Below are 19,360 nucleotides of genomic sequence, written 5' to 3' on the forward strand. Positions count from 1 at the left end.
TTTTATTGAAGCCAAATATTCCAAACAGTCTAAGTCTGTTTTGAATGTGTCAAAAAAATCAATAATACTTTCTCCTTTGAATGATTCCATAACCTTTTTTGTTTTCCGAAATATAAGAAAATATCTTTACAGCTCTATTAACATTAAAAACTTACCAAATGATTTTTCTGTTGATGCATATGATGTTCCCATTGTCAATTTAAAAATTAATTACATTGATGGATCATATGTAGAAGTTAAAGATCGGGGACTACAAGGGACTTATGGATTACTAGCCATTTATTCAAAAATTGAGAACGTTGTAAAACAAATTGATTTCTAAAGAACAAATGAAGCTTGACATCTTTGAATACATTGAAATTTGGCATAACCGAAAAAGAAGACATTCTGCATTGAATTATGCAACTATTCAAGAATTAAAAAATTAATTAATTACAAAAATGTAGCTTAACTTAATGTTTAGTTTTTATTTGCATATCCAGAAAAAGAAAAACACTAAATCAAACAACTTCTAAAAAGAAATTATTAAAGTACAAGATGGATTTTTCCCTAAAAAGCGGTTTATTTTTGTGGCTAAATGGTAAAAAACAATCATTTTGTTTAAAATATAACAATTTGTTAAAAATTGTGAATCGTGTTGTTTTCTTTGTCAGATTACGTACTTTTGTGGCTCAATAATAAGACACTATAAATTTATATACAATGAGAATAGCAGTTGTAGGTGCTACCGGAATGGTAGGCGAAATAATGTTGAAAGTATTAGCAGAACGCAATTTTCCAGTTACAGAGTTAATCCCTGTTGCTTCAGAAAAATCAGTAGGAAAAGAAATAGAGTTCAACGGAAAAAAATATAAAGTAGTAGGATTGCAAACGGCAGTAGATTTAAAAGCAGATATTGCTTTGTTTTCTGCTGGAGGAGGAACTTCTTTGGAGTGGGCTCCGAAATTTGCAGCCGCTGGTACTACAGTAATTGATAATTCTTCAGCTTGGAGAATGGACCCAACCAAAAAATTAGTGGTTCCAGAAATCAATGCTAGTCAATTGACTAAAGAAGACAAAATCATTGCGAATCCAAACTGTTCAACTATCCAAATGGTATTGGCTTTGGCACCTTTGCATCAAAAATACAACATCAAACGTGTAATTGTTTCTACTTATCAGTCCATTACTGGTACTGGTGTAAAAGCGGTACAACAATTTGAAAATGAAGTAGCTGGAATTGAAGGTGAAATGGTGTACAAATACAAAATCAATCGCAATTGTATTCCACAATGTGATAGTTTCGAAGACAATGGTTACACCAAAGAGGAAATGAAATTGGTAAACGAAACCAAAAAAATCTTAAGCGATGATTCTATTAGAGTTACGGCAACTGCTGTCCGTGTACCAGTAGTTGGAGGTCATAGCGAAGCGGTGAATGTTGAGTTCACTAATGATTTTGATGTGACTGAGGTGCGTAACATTTTACACCATACAGATGGAGTAGTAGTGCAAGACAACTTAGATACTTTTACCTATCCAATGCCTCGTTATGCTGAAGGAAAAAATGAAGTTTTTGTAGGTAGAATTCGTCGTGACGAAAGCCAAGCCAACACTTTGAATATGTGGATTGTGGCTGATAACTTGAGAAAAGGAGCCGCTACAAACACCATTCAAATTGCAGAATATTTAATCGCAGCCAATTTAGTTTAAAACACTATAACCCACAACACAACCAGAACCGCTTCTAATTGGAAGCGGTTTTTTTATGCTTTTTTTTGCTTTCAAAAGCAGCGCAACCCCAATGAAATGTTGTACTTTTAAACTTTAAATTTTAATTGGAGAAGATGAAAAAGCTAAAAGTAATTGCCTTCGATGCAGATGATACACTTTGGGGCAATGAAATGTATTTTGACGAAACCGAAAAGAAATTCTGTGGTTTGATGGAAGATTATCTTTCGCATCAAGGAATTTCGTCCGAATTGTTTCAAATAGAAATTGCGAATTTAAAACTATACGGCTACGGAATCAAAGGGTATATTCTATCGATGATTGAGGCTGCTATGAAAATTTCAAACAATACTATTTCTATTGAAGCGATTGAAAAAATCGTGCAATACGGAAAAGATTTGCTAGAAAAGCCTGTCGATTTGCTAGAAGGTGTGACCGAAACTTTAGAAGCGTTGAGTGGAAAATATAAATTAGTAGTTGCTACAAAAGGTGATTTATTAGACCAAAGACGAAAATTGCACAATTCGGGCTTAGGACCGTATTTTCATCATATTGAAGTAATGTCAGACAAACAAGAAATCGATTATTTGGATTTGATTAAACGTTTGGAGATTCAACCCGATGAGTTTTATATGATTGGTAATTCGCTTAAGTCGGATGTTTTGCCTGTACTTTCTATAGGTGGTTATGCTGCACATATTCCGTTTCACACGACTTGGGCACACGAGAAAATAGACCACAAAGTAGAGCATCCCAACTTTACTACCTTGCAACAATTAACTGATATAATTCCACTTTTAACCTAATGAAGCAGCCGTTTGACCTTGAAAATTGGAACAGAAAAGAGCATTTTCATTTTTTTAGACAAATGAGTGAGCCTTTTTTTGGCGCTACGGTGGCAATAGACTGCACAAAGGCATACGAAAAAGCCAAATCCATTTCATCTTCTTTCTTTATTTATTATTTGCACAAAACCTTACAAGCGGTCAATGCGATTGAAAATTTTAGATACCGAATCGATGACGAAACCATTGTGGTTTACGATAGAATTGATGGCTCTGCTACTATTGGTCGTCCTGATGGAACCTTTGGATTTTCATTAATTGAATTTCATCCCGATTTTGCTGTTTTCGAAAAAAATGCGTTAGAAGAAATCGAACGCATTCAAAACACCACAGGTTTGTTTACTCGTTCTTTTGATGCAGATAATTTAATTCATTTTTCGGCAGTACCTTGGTTGGATTTTACGTCTTTATCGCATGCTAGAAGTTTTACTTTTCCAGATAGTTGTCCTAAAATTTCTTTTGGAAAAATGGTGGTTGAAAAGGATGGAAGCAAAAGAATGAATATGTCGGTACATGTTCATCACGGTTTGATGGATGGATTGCATTTGGGACAATTTGTAGATTATTTTCAGCAAATTATGAACGATTAAGTAGCGATTTTTTGGTATGCTCTTTGCGGGAGGAATTGTACTATTTTTAATATAAATCATTATGAAGCAGGTAGTAGTTCTTTTATTTCTAGCAAGTACTTTTTTTACTTTTGGTCAAATTAGGTTGGCTTCTCATCCTTTAGAATTAAAAAAAGCAAAAGAGTACCATCAAATCATCAACACCTCTGATAGGCAAAATGATAATGTGTTTGTTTTTGCTACCGATAAAGAAAAAACAACGATTCTAAAGTACAGTCCCTTTTTGTTTTTCAAAGATAGTATGGTGACCAAAAGACCCGATATTGGTTATAAATTAATGGCAGGTTATTCCTTTGGAACAGATGAAAATCCGACTATTTACTGGGCCGATTCTAATTTTAGAAGCATAGTCGCAGTACATTATGATTTGGTTACAAAGACGACGACGGCTAACTATCTTCAGTTGCCTTTACAGCGAGAAACGGTGCTTAACGCCTTTAACGAGAACAATAATTTTTATGTTCTTACTAAAAAGAATACTACCGAAGCTTTAGTGCTTTATGTTTTTAACGGAGGTGGAAAAACGCAATACCTTCTTGACTTTAGTGGTTTCGAGTTTGTCAATAGTAAAAAAGAACCCATCAATTTGTCTCTTATTTTAGCAGTTTTGCCTTTAGAAAAAATAGAAACCCGTGCCTATAATCCGTTGTTCAAAGCTACTAGTAAATCAAAATTTTATGTTCGTGAAAATGATATACTCTTCACGTTCGATCATAATATAAATGAAACGCAACTGTTTCAATTGGATTTTAAAACACTAAAACTCATCGAGCGTAACATTTCACAATTTCCATTGAAACGCCTTAATGGTTTGTCGAATTCATATTATCACGAAAACAGAATCTATCAGCTTACGACGAATGATGAAGAGCTCCATTTTGGGTACAAAGATTTTGAAACCGATGCGGTAATCAAAGAATTTAGTGTAACCAAAAATGATAGTATCACCTTCAAAAACTCCCCTTTGTACGCTCAAGTTATGAATCAACGGCCAAAAGCAATCAAAACTACCGCCAAGTTTTTGAAGCAATTATCATCATCTGATTTGGGGGTTACGGTCTATAAAACACCCAAGAATTTGTTTTTAACTATAGGCGGAAATCAAGAAATAGAGCAATTGTCTACAGGGTTTGCACCAAATGGCGGTGACTTCGTAACCAATTCTTATTTTATACCATTGAATGTTTATTTTGAAACTGTTTTGGATAAGAAAGGGAATCATATCAATTCAAAACCCGAGCCTTTGGCCACCGATTTTATAGGTCAGTTTTCTTATGAAAACCCTCAAGCCGCTTTGCAAAGTACTTTCAGGCATAAGAATTATTACATTAATGGATATTACGATACTAAGTTGAAGCAGTTTGTGATGCAGAAATTTTATGATGGTTTTTAATTTTTTGTCGTTACAATTGTGATCTTATTGTTATCTTAGTGTTTCCCGAAATCTGTTTTAAATATTGTCATTAACTTAAAAAATAAAATCATGTTGTCTAAAAATATTGAAGTCGCACTGAACAATCAAATTCGTATCGAAGCAGAGTCTTCTCAAATTTATTTGTCAATGGCTTGTTGGGCTGAAGTGAGTGGACTGGAGGGAATTGCACAGTTCATGTATGCACAGTCCGATGAAGAACGTGCTCATATGTTGAAACTGATTAAGTATGTAAACGAACGTGGAGGTCACGCACAAATCACCGATTTAAAAGCACCAAAAACTACCTATGATACTTTTCAAGGAATGTTTGAGGAATTGTACAAACACGAGATTTTTGTTTCAAATTCTATCAACGAATTGGTACATATCACTTTTTCAGAAAAAGATTATGCCACGCACAATTTCTTGCAATGGTACGTTGCTGAACAAATTGAAGAGGAAGCTACTGCTAAGTCTATTTTGGATAAAATCAATTTGATTGGTGATGATAAAGGAGGCTTGTATTTATTTGACCGCGATATCCAGCAAGCTGCTGTTGCCAGTGCTGCCGCAGCCGCTGCAACTAAGTAATACTTCTCTATAACTTTTAACCCGAATGCATTATTCGGGTTTTTTTATGCCTTTTTATGTTAAAGTTTATTTAGAATAGATAAAAACAGCATATATTTGCCTTCGAAATTAAGACTCAAGATTATGAGTAAGAAAGACAAAGAAAAGGACAAGAAAAAAGGCAAAAAAGAAAAGAAAGACCAAAAGAAGAAAGCGCTTTTGGCTAAAATCAAAGTTGCCGAAAACTGCAAATCAAAATGTTGCGGAAAATACGAGAAAGGCGAAAACAAACGTTGTGGCCGTTGTCCTATGTTTGATTTGATTAACAAAGTAGCTTAATTTTTTTTCTCCCCCTTTATTTATACTGACATAATATTAAACCCAAAAGGCATTCAGAACACTCAATCTTTTGTTCAGCCTTTTATGTCCTTAAATGCCTTCTATGGTTTTGAAAAATTCCGTGCTTATAGAAAACTTAAATGGCTTATATATTTTAAATTAATTCTTCCTGATTTAGATATATTTTTCTAATAGCTGAATCATTTCATCCGTATATCGGTAGACAAAAATTAACCACAAAGTTCACAAAGCAGGCACAAAGATTCACTAAGCACATAATATTAAACCCAAAAGGCATCAAGAACACTCAAGTTTTTACTCAGCTTTTTATGTCCTTAAATGCCTTCTATGGTTTTGAAAAATTCTGTGCTTATAGAAAACTCAAATGGCTTATATGTTTTAATTCAATTCTTCCTGATGTAGATGTATGTTTTCTAATAGCTGAATGATTTCATCCGCATACTGTTGCGTTCGTTTTTCTCCAAATCCTTTAATCCATTGAAAATCGGATAGGGCTTGTGGATGTTGCACCGCTATTTGAATCAGATGGCTGTTGTGACAGACTACAAAGGGTTTCACGCCATTCGTTTTGGCTTTTTCGTTGCGCCATTTTTTCAAGTGTTCAAACCTATCGATTTGGTCTTGAGTTAGGTCGGTGAGTGACGCTTTTTCCTGAGACGCAAGATTGATTTTTTCTTTATAGTGCAACAAAACCGACCAATAACTCGCATCGGATTCGATGAAATGGGTATCGGACTGAACCAATTCTACCGAGGCTATAAAATCATTAAGCTGTTGCTGGTCTTGCGCCAAATGAGGAGCATCTACCCGAACGGAAAATACTTGCACATTCATAACTACTGATTTAATTTGCCTATCAAAAGGATTTCATTCACTTTCACTTCAGTAATATAGCGTTTTTCTCCGTTCTTGTCTTCGTAACTATTATAAGTGAGCTTGCCTTCAACAGCAATTTCCTTGCCTTTGGTCACGTATTTCTCAATGATTTCGGCTGTTTTGTCCCAAGCGGTTACTTTGTGCCATTCCGTTTGAGTTACTTTTTCGCCTTTTTCGTTGCGATAGCTTTCGTTTGTAGCAAGAGTAAGTTTGGCTACTTTTTTACCTCCTTCGAAGTTTTTGATTTCTGGTTCGTTTCCTACGTGACCGATTAATTGTACTTTGTTTTTCATTGCATTCATGGCTTGTAAATTTAAATGTTAGGCATATAATTAAAATGTTCGTGTCGGATGAATAACAAGGTCGTTGTTTCATTTCGACAGGGCAAAGATGCAGTGCCGATTGATAATTAGTCGGTTGCATCCCATTTACTTTCGGTTGTAATTGTTTGTAACCGTTTGTAAATGAAATTTTTTGAGTATATTTGGTAAGATTATAGCGATTTTAAATGTTAGTTGTATTTTTAAAAAATGAAAAAGAAATGGAAATAGTTATCTCAATACAAGTTTTGATTTATGCTCATGCGCTTTTTGGTGGAATTTCACTACTTTCAGGCATGGTTTCGATTGTGTCAAAAAAAGGTAAAATAGTACACAAAAAATCCGGGAAACTGTTTTTCTATTCTATGCTATTTTCCGCAGTAACCGCATTAATAATTGCAATTTTACCAAAACACGAAAGTCCATTTTTATTTTCTATCGGTTTATTTAGTTCTTATTTTATTTTGACAGGTTATAGAGCTTTAAATTATAAATCTGAAAATCTAAAACTAACGATTGATAAAATAATTTCTTGGGCGATGATTTTTACAGGAATAATAATGATAGTATATAATCCAATTTTTAACGATAAAATAAATATTATTTTGACAGTCTTTGGTTTGCTTGGATTAATTTTTTCTGTTAGAGACCTAGTTTTATATAAGGATATAAACAACCTGAAAAAAAGTTGGTTAAAATTACATTTAGGAAAAATGATTGGTGGATATATCGCTGCAACAACAGCATTTGTTGTGGTAAATAATTTTTTTCCAAGTTTTTATGGATGGTTTATACCTGGAATAATTGGTGGAATTTATATAACATATTGGATGATGAAATTGAATAAAAATCTAAAGCTACCAGCTAAGCTTTAGAAGGGCTTCGGGTCTGTCAAGTGAGCGCGCAAAAAGGATTAAAAATAGTGATTGACCTAGAACCTAAACTTTTTCTAATCCACTTTATCACAGGGAACAGAGCCTTGTAAACTATAGTAAGTAACGATTTTTTTGAAGCAGTCTAATCCATAAACTCCGTGCTATAAAAAACCAATTCACTAACCCCCTAAAACTCCACTACAAATGCAAACGAAAATCAAAAAAGTAGAATTGCGCAATTTGGCGTTTGAGGATTATAAACAACTCAAGAACTCGATGGTGGAATCCTATCCCGAAATGGCCGATTCCTATTGGCGTTCCGAGGATATCGAGCGATTATTGGCCATTTTTCCCGAAGGACAGTTGGTGATTTTGGCCGATGGCAAAGTGGTGGGTTCGGCCTTGTCGTTGATTGTAGACGAAAAATTGGTCGACAAACGCCATAATTATTTGGAGGTCGTGGGCAATTATTCGTTTTCTACCCACAATCCGTTTGGGGAGATTTTGTATGGCATCGATGTCTTTATTCATCCCAATTATCGCGGCTTGCGTTTAGGACGCCGTTTGTATGACGCTCGCAAAGAATTGTGCGAACAACTCAACCTCAAATCCATTGTTTTTGCGGGGCGAATTCCCAATTATGGACAGTATGCCGATAAAATGTCGCCCAAAAAATACATCGACAAAATCAAAAGTAAGCAACTCCACGATCCCGTATTATCGTTTCAGTTGAGCAATGATTTTCACGTGTTGCGCGTCATCAGAAATTATTTAGAACGCGACGAAGATTCGAAGGATTTTGCCGTTTTGCTCGAATGGAACAATATTTATTATGACGAAAGTCCTAAGCTCATCAACACCGAAAAAACGGTGATTCGGTTGGGGCTTATTCAGTGGCAAATGCGCTCACTCTCCAATCTGGACGCCTTGTTTGAACAATCCGAATTTTTTATCGATGTGGTTTCGGGCTATGGTTGCGATTTTGCATTATTTCCAGAACTGTTCACCGCGCCTTTGATGGCCGATTATAATCACCTCACCGAGGCCGAAGCCATTCGCGAATTGGCCAAATATTCAGACCCTATTCGCAAGCGGTTTCAGGAGTTTGCCATTTCGTACAACATCAATATCATCACGGGAAGTATGCCGTATTTAGAAGGCGGAAATCTGTACAATGTAGGTTTTTTGTGCAAGCGCGATGGGACTTTTGAGATGTATGCCAAAATTCACGTTACGCCCAACGAAGTACACCATTGGGGTATGAAAGGTGGCTCCGAAATCAAAACCTTTGATACCGATTGTGGGAAAATAGGCGTGATGATTTGCTATGATGTCGAATTCCCAGAACTCTCCCGATTAATGGCCGATGAAGGGATGAATATTTTGTTTGTGCCTTTCCTGACCGATACACAAAATGCCTACACCAGAGTCAAACATTGTTCCCAGGCCCGAGCCATCGAAAACGAGTGTTTTGTAGCCATTGCGGGATGTGTGGGGAATTTGCCCAAGGTCAACAATATGGATATTCAGTATGCGCAATCGGCGGTGTTTACGCCCTCGGATTTTGCGTTTCCGAGCAACGGCATCAAAGCCGAAGCCACGCCTAATACCGAGATGACGCTGATCGTCGATGTCGATTTGGATTTGCTCAAAGAGCTGCACGAACACGGCAGCGTCCGCATCCTCAAAGACCGAAGAACCGATTTGTACGAAATAAAAAAGATAAAAAACGGAGAAAAATAGTGAAGGGGATTATATAGGAACAGGCGCAAAAGGCATTTCAGTAAACATCGTCCCGCTATCCGCTATATCTTTTTTCCTAAACCTGACAGGTTTTTGAAACCTGTCAGGCCTAGAAAAAAAGGATGCCGCTCCTATCGGGGTTAAAGAGTAACAAGGGGAATTTTTTGGGTTTAAAAGGAGAATTTGTAAAAAAAAAACACACCCCCGACCCCTCTAACTCCATATCATATATATTTTGGAGTCGTTGAATCTTCGATTTCAAGAGGGGAGTTAGGAACGTAAAACCATTAGTGATTAAAAATACATTTTTGAATAATAACCAAAACATCTCTTTTTGCACAGTCGAATTCACCTCTTGAGAGGGGTTAGGGATGTGTCAAGCGAGAGAATAAAAGTGAATAGTAATGAAAAACACCTCATTTAGCACTTTTTAATTCCACTCTCGATAGGGGTTAAGGGATTGTAAAACGAGAGAACCAAAGTGAATAATAGTGAAAAAGTATCATTTAGCACAATCGAATTCCCCTCTCGAGAGGAGTTAGGGGTGTGCCGAGTGAGTGAACTAAAGTGAATAATTGTGAAAAACGTATCATTTAGCACAATCGAATTCCCCTCTTGAGAGGGGCTAGGGGTGTGTCAAGTAAGAAAATAAAAATGAACAATAAAACAAAGCGTCTCATTTATTAAGATTATAACGAAATGGCTAAGAGAAAAATCATTCCATACGACCCAAAACTAAAAGAATTGGCTAGACAATTAAGAAATGATTCTACTAAAACAGAAATTTTTCTTTGGTTAAAGCTGAAAGGAAAACAGATGTATGCTTATGATTTTCATCGTCAAAAGCCTATAGATAGTTACATTTTAGATTTTTTTTGTTACGAGTTGATGTTAGGAATTGAAGTCGATGGGTATTCCCACGAGTTTTTAGAAGTATATAATAAAGACACTGTAAAAGAGAAAAGAATGAATCAGTTAGGGATTACGGTTTTACGTTTTACTGATGAACAAGTTTTGAAAGATATGGAGAATGTTTTGCGAGCTATTGAGTATTATATCATTGAATATGAAAAACACACCCCCAGCCCCTCTCAAGAGGGGAGTTAGGACCGCAAAACCTTTAGTTTTTAAAAACACATTTTTGAATAACAAATAAAACATCTCTTATTCAGTAGTCGAATTCCCCTCTCGATAGGGGTTAGGGGTGTGTAAAATGAGAAAACAAATAGATAAACCAAAACAAACACAAAACCCCTGTTCCCTCTTTAGCCCTGATGGGAGGGAATATCCTTTTTTGACCCGATTTTTCTCGGGGCAAAAAAGATAGGAAGGACAGCAGGAACCAATGCAAATAAATAAAGCCATTTGCTGGGCTTCAAAAAAAGAATAGTAACATCTAAAAATCAAGGATACATGAAAAATTGCCTAGAATGTGGTGAAAAAATTGTAGGTCGCGAGGACAAGAAATTTTGTAGTGACAGCTGCCGAAATGCCTATAACAATAAAATAAATAAGGATAGTACGAATTATATGCGGAATATTAACAATAAATTGCGCAAAAATTACCGAATTTTGTCAGAATTGAATGTAGAAGGTAAAACGAAAACGACTCGAGCGAAGTTGATGAGCAAGGGTTTTGATTTTGAGTTTTTTACGTCTATCTTGCATACCAAAACAGGAAATACCTACTATTTCTTGTATGATCAAGGTTACATGATTTTAGAAAATGACTATTATATGTTGGTTAAAAAAGATATTTAAAATACTATGCCCATCGCTATGAAAAAATACGCCTCTTTGATTTCGGTTTTTGTCTTGTTGCTTGTGCTAGCAGCAGGTTATTTTTTGCAAATGCCGCAAACCATTGATTATGAAGATCAGAATTTAGCTAATTTTTCGACCAAGCGGGCTTTTAAAACCGTTGAGCGTCTTACGAAAGAACCCCATTATGTAGGTTCTGCCAATCACGACGTGGTCGCGCAAATGCTGGTGCAAGAATTGAAAATGATGGGTATTGCTACTCAAGTGCAAGAAGGCTACACGATGAGCGATTGGGGAAATTTGGTGCAGTCTAAAAATATTATTGGGCGCATCAAGGGAACGAATTCCAAAAAAGCCTTGTTGTTGCTGTCGCATTACGATAGTGCGCCGCATTCTTTTTCGCACGGAGCAAGTGATGATGCTTCGGGTGTAGCTACGATTATTGAAGGGGTTCGTGCTTTTTTGCATGCTAAGAAAACGCATAAAAACGATATCATTATTGTTTTTTCGGATGCCGAAGAATTGGGCTTAAACGGAGCCGCTTTGTTTGTTACCCAACATCCTTGGGCAAAAGAAGTAGGTTTGGCACTCAATTTTGAAGCGCGTGGTTCTTCGGGACCGAGTTATATGTTGATGGAAACCAACAAGGGGAATGCAGGTTTGGTGAACGAATTTTCAAAAGCAGGCGTGACCTATCCTGTTTCGAATTCGTTGATGTATAGTATTTACAAAATGTTACCTAACGACACAGACTTGACCGTTTTTAGAGAAAAAGGCAACATTCAGGGATTGAATTTTGCGTTTATCGACGACCATTATAATTACCACACCCAGCAAGATGATGCTCAGCATTTGGCCAAAAATACTTTAGCGCATCAAGGCCGTTACTTAATGCCTTTGTTGACGTATTTTTCGAATGCCAATTTGGACGCCGTGCAAGCCACCGAAGATGAGGTGTATTTTACGATTCCGTTTACGTTTATCAGTTATCCTTTTTCTTGGGTACTGCCTATGACAATTATTGCGGGAGTGTTTTTTGTGTTTTTCTTGTTCATTGGCAAAGCCAAACGCATTTTTACTTTTAGTGAATTATTCAAAGGATTGATTCCGTTTTTGGGTGCTTTGGGAATTGCGGGTGGATTGACGTATTTTGGTTGGAAAGGATTGCTTTGGGCGTATCCTCAATACAACGATTTGCTCAACGGATTTACCTACAATGGCCATGATTATATCGCAGCTTTCGTACTGTTGAGTTTGTCGATTTGTTTTTTGATGTACCAATTGTTATCGGCAAAAAAAGTAACGATGAACCATTATGTAATGGTGTTGTTGGTTTGGATTGTGATCAATGCATTTATTTCGAACTCGTTAACAGGCGCTGGATTTTTGATTATTCCGGTTTATTTTGGACTGATTGCTTTTGGGGCTTTTGTCTTAACGCAACGCTCGAATGTGATATTAAACTTAATCTGTGGGATTCCGACAGTTTTACTTTTGGCACCATTTATTCAAATGTTCCCAGTTGGGTTGGGATTAAAGATTCTTTTTGGAAGTGCAATTTTGACCGTTCTCACTTTTGGATTGTTGTTGCCAGTTTTTGGAGCATTCAATCGAAAAGGAAGTTGGGCTTTGGGATTGTTTGTGTTGTCGTTGTTGTTTTTTGCCAAAGGCCATTATAATTCGGATTATGAAGCAGGAAAAGCAAAATCCAATAGTTTGGTGTACTTGTATAATGCAGATACTGACCAAGCGTTTTGGGTGACGTATGATGTGAATCTCGACGATTGGACGAAAACCTACTTAGGAGCCAACCCTAAGAGCGCTAAGCCACTTAACGATATGCCTTTGTTTAGCAAATACAATTCTGGATTTACTTATGCTGCAACAACGGATGTAGTGGGTGTAAAGAAACCTTTAATTGTATTTACAAAAGATAGTCTCGCTGGCAATTTGCGACACATTCAAATTAAAATTATACCCAATCGAAAAGTCAACCGCTATGATGTTTTTGCTAATGAAGCGATGACTTTTTATAATTTTAGAGCCAATGGTGCGAGAAATCTAGGCGATACCAGTTCAATGTTAGAACGAAAAGGAAAGAAATTATTGAGTTATTATGTCGTCAACAATGCGCCTTTGGTGTTGGATTTTAGTATTAATGCTTCGGCGGTAATCGATATGGAATTATTAGAATCTTCTTTTGATTTACTACAAAATCCACTTTTTAAAATTCAACCAAGAGACAATTGGATGATGCCTACACCTTTTGTCTTGAATGATGCGGTAGTCATTCGTAAAAAAATTAAAAAAGGCCAACAAAGTATTCCCAAAGAGCTTGTAGTTCCTACTGCTGTTGATTCTTTAGCAACGGCAAAAGATAGTTTGCTAGTGCCAAAAAGATAAAATTCTAACCTAAAATTTTGAAAAACACCCTATTTCGTTTTTGAAATAGGGTGTTTTTGTTTGCTAATTCTAGTAATTTATTTTCTTTTTAATTAATTGATTTTTTGTTTTTAGTATCTCTAAAATCCATTAGGTAAGTGCAAAAGAGTTATTTAAAATAGTAAAGATTCTTTACTTGATGGTTGTCTTTTAAGTTAAAGTAATTAAATTTTTAGATTAAAAAATTAAGAATAAAGCTATAAATAATTAATTGGCGAGATTATTTTTAATACTTTCGTCAAGTATTTTTTTAGACCAAATAATTATGAAAAAAGCGACTCTCTTATTCTTTGGCTTTTTGCTAATGAATACTCTTTATGCGCAACACGAAACGGAAGAATTAGCCAAAAAATTAGCCAATCCCGTAGCTTCTTTAATTTCCCTACCACTGCAAAACAATATCGATTATGGCATTGGTAATTTAAAAGGTTCACGTTATACGTTGAATATTCAGCCAGTGATTCCTATGGGAATTTCAAGTGAATGGAACGTAATCACCCGTGTGATTGTGCCCATTGTTTCTCAATACAATATTTCAGGAATGGGCAATCACGAATCAGGATTGTCAGATATTGTAGCGAGTGCTTTTTTTTTACCAAAAAACTCTAAAAATGGATTTACTTGGGGCGCTGGTCCTGTTGTCTTGTTGCCCACAGGTAGCAACGATTTTTTGACGGCCAAAAAATTTGGCGTAGGCCCAACGGTTGTGGCACTCAAGCAAATGGGAGGTTGGACGTATGGTGCGCTAATTAATCAGATTTGGAGCGTGTCGGGGGATGAAAAGCGTACAGATGTGAATCAAATGTATGTAAATCCCTTTGTTACTTTTAACTGGAAATCTGGCGCTGGTGTTACGGGACAATTGGAATGGACCGAGAGTTGGTCAAATAAAACAACTACGCTATATTTTGAACCTGTTTTCTCTGCTCTCACGGCATTTGGTAAACAAAAAATCAGTTTTGCCGTAGGGCCAAGAATCAATATCTCTGCTCCTGATTCTGTTGAAAGTCGATTTGGATTAAGAGCTTCGGTGGTATTATTATTTCCAAAGTAATAACAAAACACGATGAATATAAAGTCACAACTTACTTTATTGTTTTTAATTGCCAGTTTACAATTGGAAGCACAAAATGTAAAAGTATTAGATTCTATTTCTTTTTATGGAATGATTCGTTTGCAATTGGGTGTTTTTGACAATAAAATACAGCTCCAAGAGAACTCACCAAGAATAGGTACTTTCTTGCATAGAAAAATAAATGACGAATGGACTGTTAATGGAAAGATAGAAATTGGACTTAACTTTATTGATGGTGTGGATTTCAATAACGATGCCAATTCAAGTTTGGATTTTGTTGCCAATCCCTTTTCAAGAGCAGATGTATTCAACTCTCGCTTGGCATATGCTGGCATTGCATCCAAGAAATGGGGAAGCTTGTCCATAGGAAAACAGTGGGGCGTTTATTATGATATTGGTGCTTATACCGATAATTTTTCACTCTTTGGTGGTGCTGCTCATGGAATTTATGCAGGAGGAACCGATGGTGGTTGGAAAGGTACTGGTAGAGCCGACAATTCTATTCAATATCGCAATCGTTGGGGTGGTTTTCAGCTCGGTATTCAAACGCAGTTATTTGGAGATACTGAATCTTTTGGAGTTTCAGGGCAATATGATATCAATAAAAACCTAACCATCGGAACTGCATACAACACCGTTAGAATTCCACCAAAAGTTCAAGATTTTGTGGATGGTATTGCCTCAAATTCGAGAAATTTTTTGGTAGGAATCAAATACAATGATGGCAAATATTATGGAGCAGCTACTTTTTCGGTCAATGATGACGCTATTGCTAAAAAGGATGCTACAAGCGTCATTGCAGCTCCTACCAATGGTTATGAAGTTTCGTTAGGTTACATTCCTAACAAGAGATGGTCTTTTGAAGGAGGTTTCAACCTTATTGATTCAAAAGAAGCTGCTATATTAAACAACAACAATTATCAATTGATGCATTTTATTCTAGGGACCAATTATTTTATCACACCAAAAACCAGATTGTATTTAGTAGGGCGTTATAGTCATTCTGATTATGCACAAATCAAGGACAATTATAACGTATTGGCGCTAGGGTTCCGATACAGTTTTGATTACGGAAAAATTTTTAATTAATTCACTAAATCTTTAACTTATGAAAAAGATTCTTTTAACATGTTTTGCAGTAAGTTTATGGTTAGTTTCTTGCAAAAAAAATGAGACAAGCACTACAGCAACAACTGAAAATGGTGCTACTGTATATTACAATGGTGATATTCTTACGATGGAAGGAGATAAGGCAACTTACGCCGAAGCGGTGGTAGTAAAGGATGGTAAAATACTATTTGTAGGTAAGGAAGACGAAGCGATGCAACAAGCGGGTGAAGGGCACAATATGGTTGATTTAGAGGGCAAAACCCTGATGCCTGGTTTAATTGATCCGCATTTGCATCCTAATCTTGGGGCAATGATTTTGAATACCAAGTTTGCTACACCTTTTGATTGGAGTTTTCCATGGGGAAATGTAAAAGCCGTGAGAGGACATGAAGCATTCATTGCCAAAGTCAAAGAATATGAAGCGGAATTAAAAGACCCGAAAGAACCCCTTGTGGTTTGGGGATTTATGGAGCCTTTTCATGGAGATATCTCTCGTAAAGAGCTTGACGGAATTTCATCTACTAGACCTATTATGATTTGGCAATATTCAGCACATGTTATGTGGTTAAATACAGCAGGTTTGAAGTATTTGAATATTACCGAGAAAGAAACCAAAGGAAACAGTCAGATAGATTATGCTGCGGGAAAATTTGTAGAAGCAGGATTTTTTAATGTGGTAGTGCCTAAATGGGCTCCAACCATAAGAAATAATGAAGTTATGAAAACAAATATGTTGAAACTTCGTGATTTAGTTCATATGGGCGGATTGACTACCATTGGTGATATGGGTACAGGCTCATCAGGTGAATTATGGGGCGATTTTAATTATATGAAAGATAATTTGGAAAATGATGAAACGCCTTTCCGTATGCAATTTACACCTGATGTAAATACTTTAAACTTAGTAAATGGTGGGAATTTTGAGAAAACTTACGAAATGGTAGAAGAGTTAAGTAAAAAAACTTCACCACATATTATAATAGATCACGCTATTAAACTTTATGCCGATGGCGCATTTTTTGGGCAAAATTTCCAAGTGTTGGCACCAGGCTATTTAGATGGACATACAGGTGAATGGATTATGACCCCTGAAAATTTAAATAAAGCCATGAGATTTTGGTGGAACAAAGGTTATCCTATCCATATTCATTGCAATGGTAGTTTGGGATTACAAACTATCCTCGATGAATTAGAAAAATTACAAAAAGAATTACCAAACTTAAAACAAAGACTCACCATCGAGCATTTTGGAGAATCTAAACCTGAGCAATCTGCTCGCATTGCAAAATTAGGAGCAGTAGTGTCTGCTAATCCTTACTATCTCTATTCTATGGGCGATAAATATGTAGCCAATACCGTTCTTGGTCAAGAAAGAGGTTCAGAAATGGTTCGTTTAGGTTCATTGGTGAAAAACAAGGTAAAGTTTGCTTTACACTCTGATTTTACTATGGCACCTATTCAACCTCTTTTATTGGCTTGGATTGCTACCAATCGTGTAACTGCCGATGGCACACTGATGGCTCCACAAGAAAGAGTATCGGCTTACGAGGCTTTAAAAGGCATAACTATCAATGCCGCTGATTTAATGCAATTGGATAAAATAACAGGATCAATTAAAGTAGGTAAAAAAGCGGATTTTGTAATTCTTGCCGAAAATCCATTAAAGATTGACCCAATGAAAATAAAGGATATTAAAATTCTTGAAACGGTCTTTGAAGGTAAAGCATTTACGATAAAAAAGTAATTAATTAGTTTTTTTTAAAACTACTATAAGAGGAACCTGCAAGTTTGATAATCAAACCCTCCGTATCGAAGTAAAATTTTGAAGAGTTAAAAAAATAATAATTAATAATAAGTAATAAGTTATGAAAAAATCAATTATGAGTTTTTTTGCCATAGCGATGCTTTTGCTAGGCTGCAAAAAAGAAGGAAAAAGTGACGCCGCACCAGTTGATTCAGGTGCTGCAGTAGTGTATTACAATGGTGATATTATCACTATGGAAGGTAAACAACCTACTTATGCTGAAGCAGTAGTAGTAAAGGATGGCAAAATACTATTTGTAGGGACGGAAGCCGAAGCCATGAAACAAGCCGGCGAAGGTCATACGATGGTGGACTTGAAAGGAAAAACGATGTTACCGGCTTTCTTAGATGCGCACAGTCATTTTATCAATGTGGGTTTTACTGCGGCAGTTGCCAATATTTTGCCACCACCTGATGGTCCAGGTGCAGATTTTAATTCTATTGTTAATACTTTGAACGACTATAAAAACACCGCAGATGGTACAACAATGATTAAAAAATTTGGTTGGATTTTAGGTAACGGTTACGATGATTCTCAGCTGAAAGAAGGAGATCATCCAAAAGCTACTGATTTGGATAAAGTCAGTACAACCCAACCGGTTTTAATTATTCATCAATCAGGACATTTAGGGGTGCTGAACTCCTTTGCGATGAAAATGCTGGGCATCAACAAAAGCACCAAAGATCCCGCCGGTGGAAAATATCGTAGAAATGCAGATGGTACACCGAATGGCGTTATGGAAGAAGGTGCTTTCTTTTCTGTCCTTTTCCCAATTTTAGGGAAAGGAGATGCAGAAGCCAATACTATGTTTATTGATAAAGCCTTGTTGGAGTATGCTAAAAATGGTTATTTGACAGCGCAAGAAGGTAGAGCTACGCTTGAGCAAGTGGCGCAGTTAGAGGCTTGTGCAAAAAGCAAGCAATTTTATTTGGATATAGTATCCTATCCTGATGTGGCTTTGGGTGTTGAAGAAATTATGAAAAGCCCGTATTACAGCACCGCTCATCAATATCAAAACAAGTACCGAATTGGTGGTGTAAAATTAACGTTAGACGGTTCGCCACAAGGTAAAACGGCTTGGCTTTCGCATCCTTACCATGTTCCGCCGGCAGGTGAAAAAGCAAGCTATAAAGGACAAGGCGTAATGACCGATCAACAGGCCAATGATTATGTAGCACTTGCTTTTAAAAATAAATGGCAACTGTTATGTCATACCAATGGTGATGCAGCGATTGATCAATATTTAAAAGCGATTGATGCAGCTGAAAAAAAATACAATTATGACGACCACAGAACGGTACTAATCCACGGTCAAACTTTGCGTAAAGATCAAATTCCAGCTTTGGTTCGCCTAAAAATGATCCCATCCTTATTCCCAATGCACACCTTTTATTGGGGAGATTGGCATGCCGAATCGGTGTTAGGACACCCAAGAGCCGATTATATTTCGCCAATGAGAGATGCTATTGATGCAGGACTTATCACTACTTCGCATCACGATGCACCGGTAACCTTCCCGAATTCTATGAGAGTGTTAGATGCAACGGTAAACCGCGTGACTAGAACTGGTAAAATTTTAGGACCAGACCAAAGAGTTACTCCGTATGAAGGGCTAAAAACCTTGACCGAATGGGCTGCTATTCAATATTTTGAAGAGAAATCAAAAGGAACCTTAACGGCAGGAAAATTGGCGGATTTTGTGATATTGGATAAAAATCCATTAAAAATAAAATCTTTGGATATAAATAAAATTCAAATATTGGAATCCATCAAAGAGGGAAAAACAGTATTTAAAAAGGATAAATAGGCAAAATGCATTTTTACAA

Annotated in this window: 18 protein-coding genes and 1 pseudogene; 16 read left to right on the forward strand and 3 right to left on the reverse strand. The window is 36.4% G+C overall.

Features of this window, described 5'->3' with window-relative positions:
- Positions 1-90 (reverse strand): annotated as a pseudogene (locus O9307_RS07285) (IS1595 family transposase); the annotation flags it as partial.
- 239 nt (positions 91-329) lie between these two features.
- Here O9307_RS07285 and O9307_RS07290 point away from each other — a divergent pair.
- From O9307_RS07290 to O9307_RS07320, 7 genes are all read left to right on the forward strand, one after another.
- Positions 330-428, forward strand: coding sequence for a hypothetical protein (locus O9307_RS07290; protein WP_298297066.1), 99 nt, complete (start codon positions 330-332; stop codon positions 426-428).
- A 274-nt stretch (positions 429-702) separates the two neighbouring features.
- Positions 703-1,692: an aspartate-semialdehyde dehydrogenase gene (locus O9307_RS07295; RefSeq protein ID WP_298297069.1), complete on the forward strand. Its 990-nt coding sequence runs from the start codon at positions 703-705 to the stop codon at positions 1,690-1,692.
- Positions 1,693-1,826: 134 nt separating this feature from the next.
- Positions 1,827-2,516 carry an HAD family hydrolase gene (locus tag O9307_RS07300; RefSeq protein ID WP_298297072.1) on the forward strand — a complete coding sequence of 230 codons (690 nt, stop codon included), beginning with the start codon at positions 1,827-1,829 and terminating at the stop codon, positions 2,514-2,516.
- Complete coding sequence (locus tag O9307_RS07305; protein ID WP_298297075.1) at positions 2,516-3,145, forward strand: chloramphenicol acetyltransferase; 630 nt, start codon at positions 2,516-2,518, stop codon at positions 3,143-3,145. Before O9307_RS07300 ends, O9307_RS07305 begins: the two co-directional genes overlap by 1 nt.
- Before the next feature lie 61 nt (positions 3,146-3,206).
- A complete protein-coding gene (locus O9307_RS07310; protein ID WP_298297078.1) occupies positions 3,207-4,577 on the forward strand; it encodes a hypothetical protein in 1,371 nt (456 codons plus the stop codon).
- A gap of 90 nt (positions 4,578-4,667) precedes the next feature.
- A complete protein-coding gene (locus tag O9307_RS07315) occupies positions 4,668-5,189 on the forward strand; it encodes a ferritin (RefSeq protein WP_298297081.1) in 522 nt (173 codons plus the stop codon).
- A 123-nt stretch (positions 5,190-5,312) separates the two neighbouring features.
- On the forward strand, positions 5,313-5,507 hold the full coding sequence (locus O9307_RS07320; protein WP_064715385.1) for a hypothetical protein: 195 nt from the start codon (positions 5,313-5,315) through the stop codon (positions 5,505-5,507).
- Between the two features lie 399 nt (positions 5,508-5,906).
- On the opposite strand, the gene O9307_RS07325 is transcribed toward O9307_RS07320, so the two are convergent.
- Positions 5,907-6,362 (reverse strand): HRDC domain-containing protein, encoded by a 456-nt coding sequence (locus O9307_RS07325; protein WP_298297086.1) that lies wholly within the window; start codon positions 6,360-6,362, stop codon positions 5,907-5,909.
- Between the two features lie 2 nt (positions 6,363-6,364).
- Positions 6,365-6,706, reverse strand: a complete 342-nt coding sequence (gene ssb / locus O9307_RS07330; RefSeq protein WP_298297090.1) for a single-stranded DNA-binding protein — start codon at positions 6,704-6,706, stop codon at positions 6,365-6,367.
- Positions 6,707-6,945: 239 nt separating this feature from the next.
- Here ssb and O9307_RS07335 point away from each other — a divergent pair, with 239 nt between their 5' ends.
- From O9307_RS07335 to O9307_RS07375, 9 genes are all read left to right on the forward strand, one after another.
- The gene (locus O9307_RS07335) at positions 6,946-7,599 is read left to right on the forward strand and encodes a DUF2306 domain-containing protein (RefSeq protein WP_298297091.1); all 654 of its coding nucleotides are present in this window, start codon (positions 6,946-6,948) and stop codon (positions 7,597-7,599) included.
- A 204-nt stretch (positions 7,600-7,803) separates the two neighbouring features.
- Positions 7,804-9,342 (forward strand): bifunctional GNAT family N-acetyltransferase/carbon-nitrogen hydrolase family protein, encoded by a 1,539-nt coding sequence (locus O9307_RS07340; RefSeq protein WP_298297094.1) that lies wholly within the window; start codon positions 7,804-7,806, stop codon positions 9,340-9,342.
- Between the two features lie 699 nt (positions 9,343-10,041).
- The gene (locus O9307_RS07345; RefSeq protein ID WP_298297097.1) at positions 10,042-10,449 is read left to right on the forward strand and encodes an endonuclease domain-containing protein; all 408 of its coding nucleotides are present in this window, start codon (positions 10,042-10,044) and stop codon (positions 10,447-10,449) included.
- A 306-nt stretch (positions 10,450-10,755) separates the two neighbouring features.
- Complete coding sequence (locus tag O9307_RS07350) at positions 10,756-11,103, forward strand: hypothetical protein (protein WP_298297100.1); 348 nt, start codon at positions 10,756-10,758, stop codon at positions 11,101-11,103.
- A gap of 18 nt (positions 11,104-11,121) precedes the next feature.
- Positions 11,122-13,506, forward strand: coding sequence for a M28 family peptidase (locus O9307_RS07355; protein ID WP_298297103.1), 2,385 nt, complete (start codon positions 11,122-11,124; stop codon positions 13,504-13,506).
- Between the two features lie 304 nt (positions 13,507-13,810).
- Positions 13,811-14,599 (forward strand): hypothetical protein, encoded by a 789-nt coding sequence (locus O9307_RS07360; RefSeq protein ID WP_298297105.1) that lies wholly within the window; start codon positions 13,811-13,813, stop codon positions 14,597-14,599.
- Between the two features lie 12 nt (positions 14,600-14,611).
- A complete protein-coding gene (locus O9307_RS07365) occupies positions 14,612-15,709 on the forward strand; it encodes a porin (protein WP_298297108.1) in 1,098 nt (365 codons plus the stop codon).
- 19 nt (positions 15,710-15,728) lie between these two features.
- A complete protein-coding gene (locus O9307_RS07370) occupies positions 15,729-17,474 on the forward strand; it encodes an amidohydrolase (RefSeq protein WP_298297111.1) in 1,746 nt (581 codons plus the stop codon).
- A gap of 121 nt (positions 17,475-17,595) precedes the next feature.
- The gene (locus O9307_RS07375; RefSeq protein WP_298297114.1) at positions 17,596-19,341 is read left to right on the forward strand and encodes an amidohydrolase; all 1,746 of its coding nucleotides are present in this window, start codon (positions 17,596-17,598) and stop codon (positions 19,339-19,341) included.
- Positions 19,342-19,360: the final 19 nt, after the last annotated feature.

Source organism: Flavobacterium sp. (assembly GCF_027531905.1).
Classification (GTDB): Bacteria; Bacteroidota; Bacteroidia; order Flavobacteriales; family Flavobacteriaceae; genus Flavobacterium.

Excerpts from the sequence above, each read along its gene's own strand:
- O9307_RS07315 (WP_298297081.1), top strand. The coding sequence starts at position 4,668 with ATGTTGTCTAAAAATATTGAAGTCGCACTGAACAATCAAATTCGTATC.
- O9307_RS07355 (WP_298297103.1), top strand. The coding sequence starts at position 11,122 with ATGAAAAAATACGCCTCTTTGATTTCGGTTTTTGTCTTGTTGCTTGTG.
- O9307_RS07365 (WP_298297108.1), top strand. The coding sequence starts at position 14,612 with ATGAATATAAAGTCACAACTTACTTTATTGTTTTTAATTGCCAGTTTA.
- O9307_RS07320 (WP_064715385.1), top strand. The coding sequence starts at position 5,313 with ATGAGTAAGAAAGACAAAGAAAAGGACAAGAAAAAAGGCAAAAAAGAA.
- O9307_RS07350 (WP_298297100.1), top strand. The coding sequence starts at position 10,756 with ATGAAAAATTGCCTAGAATGTGGTGAAAAAATTGTAGGTCGCGAGGAC.
- O9307_RS07325 (WP_298297086.1), bottom strand. The coding sequence starts at position 6,362 with ATGAATGTGCAAGTATTTTCCGTTCGGGTAGATGCTCCTCATTTGGCG.
- O9307_RS07360 (WP_298297105.1), top strand. The coding sequence starts at position 13,811 with ATGAAAAAAGCGACTCTCTTATTCTTTGGCTTTTTGCTAATGAATACT.
- O9307_RS07375 (WP_298297114.1), top strand. The coding sequence starts at position 17,596 with ATGAAAAAATCAATTATGAGTTTTTTTGCCATAGCGATGCTTTTGCTA.
- O9307_RS07305 (WP_298297075.1), top strand. The coding sequence starts at position 2,516 with ATGAAGCAGCCGTTTGACCTTGAAAATTGGAACAGAAAAGAGCATTTT.
- O9307_RS07345 (WP_298297097.1), top strand. The coding sequence starts at position 10,042 with ATGGCTAAGAGAAAAATCATTCCATACGACCCAAAACTAAAAGAATTG.
- O9307_RS07335 (WP_298297091.1), top strand. The coding sequence starts at position 6,946 with ATGGAAATAGTTATCTCAATACAAGTTTTGATTTATGCTCATGCGCTT.
- ssb (WP_298297090.1), bottom strand. The coding sequence starts at position 6,706 with ATGAATGCAATGAAAAACAAAGTACAATTAATCGGTCACGTAGGAAAC.
- O9307_RS07340 (WP_298297094.1), top strand. The coding sequence starts at position 7,804 with ATGCAAACGAAAATCAAAAAAGTAGAATTGCGCAATTTGGCGTTTGAG.
- O9307_RS07370 (WP_298297111.1), top strand. The coding sequence starts at position 15,729 with ATGAAAAAGATTCTTTTAACATGTTTTGCAGTAAGTTTATGGTTAGTT.
- O9307_RS07295 (WP_298297069.1), top strand. The coding sequence starts at position 703 with ATGAGAATAGCAGTTGTAGGTGCTACCGGAATGGTAGGCGAAATAATG.
- O9307_RS07310 (WP_298297078.1), top strand. The coding sequence starts at position 3,207 with ATGAAGCAGGTAGTAGTTCTTTTATTTCTAGCAAGTACTTTTTTTACT.
- O9307_RS07290 (WP_298297066.1), top strand. The coding sequence starts at position 330 with ATGAAGCTTGACATCTTTGAATACATTGAAATTTGGCATAACCGAAAA.
- O9307_RS07300 (WP_298297072.1), top strand. The coding sequence starts at position 1,827 with ATGAAAAAGCTAAAAGTAATTGCCTTCGATGCAGATGATACACTTTGG.